Source organism: Bradyrhizobium sp. BRP20 (genome assembly GCF_020194215.1).
Taxonomy (GTDB): Bacteria; Pseudomonadota; Alphaproteobacteria; order Rhizobiales; family Xanthobacteraceae; genus Bradyrhizobium; species Bradyrhizobium yuanmingense.
On sequence record NZ_JADYVY010000053.1, the window covers coordinates 1 to 5052 of the forward strand.

Consider the following 5052-nt stretch of genomic DNA (forward strand, 5'->3'; position numbering starts at 1 on the left):
CGTTTGTTCGAGAAGTGATCCGCCGGCATCCGCGCGCGCCTCTGCCGGCCATTATCGGCAACTGCCAAGCAGGCTGGGCGACCCTCGTTCTCGCCGCAACAAACCCTGACTTGACAGGACCCATCGTCATCAATGGATCACCGGTGACGGCTGTATCGGGAAACATCGGCGACAACACTTTCCGCTACATTGCCGGCATATTCGGCGGAGTCTGGATCCCGATGCTTCTGTGCGACCTTGGCCAGGGCATGTTTGATGGAGCCAATCTCATACACAATTTCGAGATGCTCAATCCCGAGCGCCGGCTGTTCCTAAAGTACGCCGAGCTTTTCCGCGACGTGGATACGACGCGCGAAAGCTTTCTTGCCACCGAGAAGTGGTGGAGCAGCTTCTGCTTGCTGCACGAAAACGAGATCTGCTGGATTCTCGAAAACTTGTTCATCGGCAACCGGCTCGGCAAGAACATGGCCTACCTGGGATCGGGGCGTCAGCACGTGGATCTCAAGCAGATCCGCGCGCCGATCATCGTGTTTGCCAGCCATGGCGACAAAGTGACGCCGCCCCAGCAGGCTCTGAATTGGATTACAGATGTTTACGAGAACGAGGAGGAGATCCGCGTTCGCGGCCAACACATTATCTATATGGTGCATGACGACATCGGGCACCTCGGCATCTTCGTCTCTTCAAAAGTTGTCAATAGGGAGTTCCGGCAAGTTGCAACCACGCTTGAGGCAATCGAAGCGTTGATGCCTGGCCTCTACGAAATGTGCATCAAAGATGTTCAGGAACATGATGGACGAAAAAGCTTCAGTGTTGAACTAGTCGAACGCAGCTTCAAGGACATCCGGGCATTGAACGACGACTATCGCGATGAGTTCCCTTTCGGTGCGGTTGACCGGGCGTCTGAACTTCAGGCACAGATCTATCACACAATCGCCCGCCCCTTCGTCAGAGCTGCAGTCACAACCTTCACGGCCCAAGCTAGCCGAAGTGTTCACCCGGAGCGCCTGTCGCGAGCGCTAATGTCTTCGCGAAATCTGATGCTGGCTGGCTTCAAGTCCATAAGCGAGCAGGTTCGCCAGTCTCGAGCCAAGGCCAGAGTAGATAATCCATTCCTGCTGGCGGAAGCCTTGTATGTGCAGCATATCGCACATGCGATGATCTGCTGGCGCGACCTGCGCGACATGATGTATGAGCTGATGTTCCACAGCATGTGGAACACTCCTTTGCAGCACTATTTTAGTGATCGCTACGAAGTGCAGGCGAGGCAAATGACGCTAGAAGAATTGAGGTCGCGCCCGGACGTTCAGTTTGCGCTTAAGATGATCGCGACCGGCGGCTTCATCGAGGCCGTCATCCGCATTATGGCGCTGCTTGTGAGCGATCGCGGCGGTATCCGCCGCGACCGTCTCGATCGCTGGTCACGCGTCCTGACGGAGAACGAGCCGTTCCGCTCTGTCCCTTCTGACCGTCTGACTACAATCACTCGCCAACAGACCATCATCGCCACTTTGGAACGGGAGCAAGCAATCGAGACCCTGCCATTGCTGCTGGATGACTCTGAGGAGCGCCGCCGCGCCTACCTGGTCGCACGCTATGTACCCGGTCCCATCGCGGAAATGTCGCCGAAGTCGATCGACCTCCTAGGGCGGTTTGCTCAGGTGCTTGAGCAGCCGCCAATCACCGGCGATGTTACCGAAAATCCTTTGGCGTAAATGAAGGCTGAGTAAAGCGTCGATGCTTGGCGTAAAGGATGACCATTGGCTTGAGCGCCAGGCGTGGCAACTGAGGGCAATGTCGATGCGCCTCGTAGTTGGCACAGGATTTGAAGCCAGTTCGTCCTGCACGTTGTACTCTGACGCTTACGGCTGGAGCGGCCAAACATGTTCGACGCGCGCCTATTGTGTGTTCCGGATCCTGAGCGCTGATGGTACGGAGGGCTCGAATTCAAGAATTGACTTGACGAAAGAAGTGAGCAGATACCGATGCGTTCCCTTTGCAGATAAGAACCAGCCGCGCTGAAGTCGTCGAATCTGGCGACTTCCTCCGGACCGAGCAGAGATATTAGTTGTTGGGGCACTTTCTCCCTGCCGAAATCCGCAGAATGGAGTTCTTCGCCGTGGACCACGATACCATCCGCGCCGAGCTGATGTACTTGGAGTCCCTTGGCTCCCGAATCTCGGGCTCAAAGAGCCACGATCAACTTGTAGAGCATGTCAAACAGCAGTGGGCCGACTTCGGTATGCGAGTTCACGAGGACGTCTTGCATTTCGATCGCTGGAGCATGGCTGCAGAAAATCCCGACGGTCTGCGTCTTAAGATCGACGGGCGCGACATAGCGATCTCTTCGGTCTTTCCCTACTCCGGGACCACCGGCCCCCTAGGGACCGAGAAGCAGTTGTACAGATTGCGCGGTCCAATACCGCGATGGACCAAAGCGCGCGGAGGAATTGCGGTCGTCGAGGTCCGAAATCGGGAGTTCCCGTTTGATGCGGCGGTCAAGACTTGGGATCGGGCGCGTGCATGGGGCAAGACCACTATGCCGCTGCTTCCTGCCACGTTCGCCGGCCTCGGTCTGGCGCGTGCTCGACGAGCTGGCGTTGAGGCGGTGATCTTCGCCTGGCGTGGCATAAGCATTTTCAACGCCAAAGGACAGTACTTACCGTTCACGTTGCCCTACCAGAACATTCCAGCGGTCTTCGTGGCCGGAGACGACGCCGACTTTGTGTTGGACGCCGCCTCACGGGCCAGGCGGGCGACGCTCATCCTTGACGCGGTGATCGAACGAAATAGCGCCATGCGTACAGTATGGGCGGCTGTGGAAGGTCGCGGCGCACCCCACGAAACTGTGCTCGTGGTAAGCCACAGCGATGGTACAAATATTGTCGAGGAGAACGGCCACATCGGTGTGGTCGAACTCGCGCGCCAGACTGTCGCTCACCCATTGGCACGCACGGTCATCTTCGTGTTAACAGCTGGACACCTTCGAATACCGGCGGTGACCGAGGATGGCCAAGCCACTTCGCGCTGGTTGCGGGATCACCCACAATGGTGGGCTGGTGGCCCGGGAGATCGCCACGCGGTGGCGGGCCTGGTGATCGAGCACCTCGGCGCTCGGGAATACCGGGACAATCCCCTCAAAAACACCTACGGGCCGACAGGCAACCCCGCACCCGAACTGCTCTACGCCTCCACCGCGCAGCTGACGGCGCTTATCGAATCAGAGTGGCGTACAACCGGGCAAGCGCCGAGAGTGTCGGCCCCAAACGCGCTCATTCAGTTCGGCGAAGGCCAGCCGCTCTACCTAAAAGGCATCCCAAACATCGCGCTCGTAACCGTGCCGCAGTACCTGTTAAGTATTGAACCGGGCGACTACGTCGACGTCGCTCTTCTGGACAGACAAGTCAGCAGCTTCGCGCGACTGCTGCAACGAATTGACACCATGCCCAGCAACGAAATCGGCACCGTCAAGATGACTACACCACTCGCGAAAGCGGCCGCCGCGCTGCGCGCGATTGGCATTCTCGCTGGCAGCTCGTTGCATTGCCGATGAACCGCCTGCACCAAGCGGCAAACTTATGAAGAGCGTAATTAGCTCGGAGCTCCAGCCAAGCGAACCGATAAAAGCGCCTTTTCGCGTCCGCTTCTTGCTCGGGAGCTATGCGGGATTTTGGGTGATGAGGCGATCAGGCGGCGTGGTTTGCCGGCACGTGGATGACCTCGATGCCGTCGTTGAATCTGACACCTGCGATGACCTTGGGCAACTGATTTGTGCCTTTGAGCCGCCGCCAGGTCTTTGAAGCGGTGATCACCAGCTTGAACACCATCAGCTTGGCGGTGGTCGGCGACAACGAGCCCTTCGTCCGCACGGCTCTGTGCCGCACAGTCGCGAACACGCTTTCGATGGGGTTGGTCGTGCGCAGATGATCCCAATGCTGGGCAGGGAAGTCGTAGAAGGCCAGCAGCGCGTCGCGGTCCTTGGCGAGGCATTCGACCGCCCGGCCGTATTTGGCGCAGTATTTCTCGGCAAAGACGTCGATCGCCGCTTCGGCGGACGCCCGGCTCGGCGCCCAATAGACCTCGCGCAGATCCTTCTTCATGGTGGCCTGCACCGAGAGCGGGACCTTGTCCAGGACGTTGACGGTCTTGTGTACCCAACATCGCTGGTGCCGTGTGCCGGGAAAGACCTCGTCGAGCGCCTTCCAGAAGCCGAGCGCGCCGTCGCCGACGGCAATTTCCGGCGCGATCTGCAATCCGCGCTGTTTGACGTCGATCAGGAGTTCGCGCCAGCTCTGCGCGCTCTCCCGGACGCCGACCTGGAAGCCGATCAGTTCCTTCTTGCCTTCCGGCGTCGCGCCGATCAGCACCAGCATACATTCGCCGTGGTCTTCCATGCGGGCCTGCAGGAAGACCCCATCGGCCCACACGTACACGTATCGCCGCGCCGACAGATCGCGTCTCTGCCAGCGCTCGTACTCGCCCTGCCACTCGGCCGTCAGCCGGGACACCACCGCCGGCGACAGGTTCGGCGCATCCTTGCCCAGCAGGGCCGTCAGCGCCTCCTGGAAGTCGCCGGTCGAGATGCCGCGCAGATAGAGCACTGGCAACAGCGCATCCAGACTTCTGGTTCGCCGCGCCCACAGCGGCAGGATTGCCGAGCTGAACCGGATGCGTTCGCCTTCGCTGGACGCTCCACGGTCGCGAACCTTCGCCCGCGCGACCTCGACCGGGCCGACGCCAGTCTGGATCGTTCGCGTCGGGCCGTAACCATGCCGCACGACACGGGCGCGTCCGTCGGCAAGCTTCAAATCATTCACCGTGGCAAGAAATGTCTCGACTTCGACCTCGACGGCCTGTGCAAGAAGCTGCCGCGCTCCGGCGCGCAGGATATTGGTCAGTGGATCATCGATCTCGTCGGGCTGACGAAGCGGGACAATGTTGCTAGTATCGTTCATGGCGTATCGCTCTCCTCGAGAGGTTCTGGCAGGCTCGACACCCGCCTCGATACGCCGCCTATCTCATTCCGTCAGCACCCACTTTCCCGCATAGCTC

3 protein-coding genes are annotated in these 5052 nt (G+C 59.5%); 2 read left to right on the forward strand and 1 reads right to left on the reverse strand.

Features of this window, described 5'->3' with window-relative positions:
- On the forward strand, positions 1-1715 hold a 1715-nt coding region (locus I6F33_RS37595), incomplete at its 5' end, for a DUF3141 domain-containing protein (RefSeq protein ID WP_225145764.1).
- Between the two features lie 389 nt (positions 1716-2104).
- Positions 2105-3553, forward strand: coding sequence for a hypothetical protein (locus tag I6F33_RS37600; RefSeq protein ID WP_225143889.1), 1449 nt, complete (start codon positions 2105-2107; stop codon positions 3551-3553).
- Between the two features lie 133 nt (positions 3554-3686).
- Here the strand turns inward: I6F33_RS37600 and I6F33_RS37605 are convergent, their stop codons facing one another.
- Positions 3687-4955, reverse strand: a complete 1269-nt coding sequence (locus I6F33_RS37605) for an IS256 family transposase (RefSeq protein WP_225143891.1) — start codon at positions 4953-4955, stop codon at positions 3687-3689.
- Positions 4956-5052: the final 97 nt, after the last annotated feature.

Excerpts from the sequence above, each read along its gene's own strand:
- I6F33_RS37600 (WP_225143889.1), top strand. The coding sequence starts at position 2,105 with ATGGAGTTCTTCGCCGTGGACCACGATACCATCCGCGCCGAGCTGATG.
- I6F33_RS37605 (WP_225143891.1), bottom strand. The coding sequence starts at position 4,955 with ATGAACGATACTAGCAACATTGTCCCGCTTCGTCAGCCCGACGAGATC.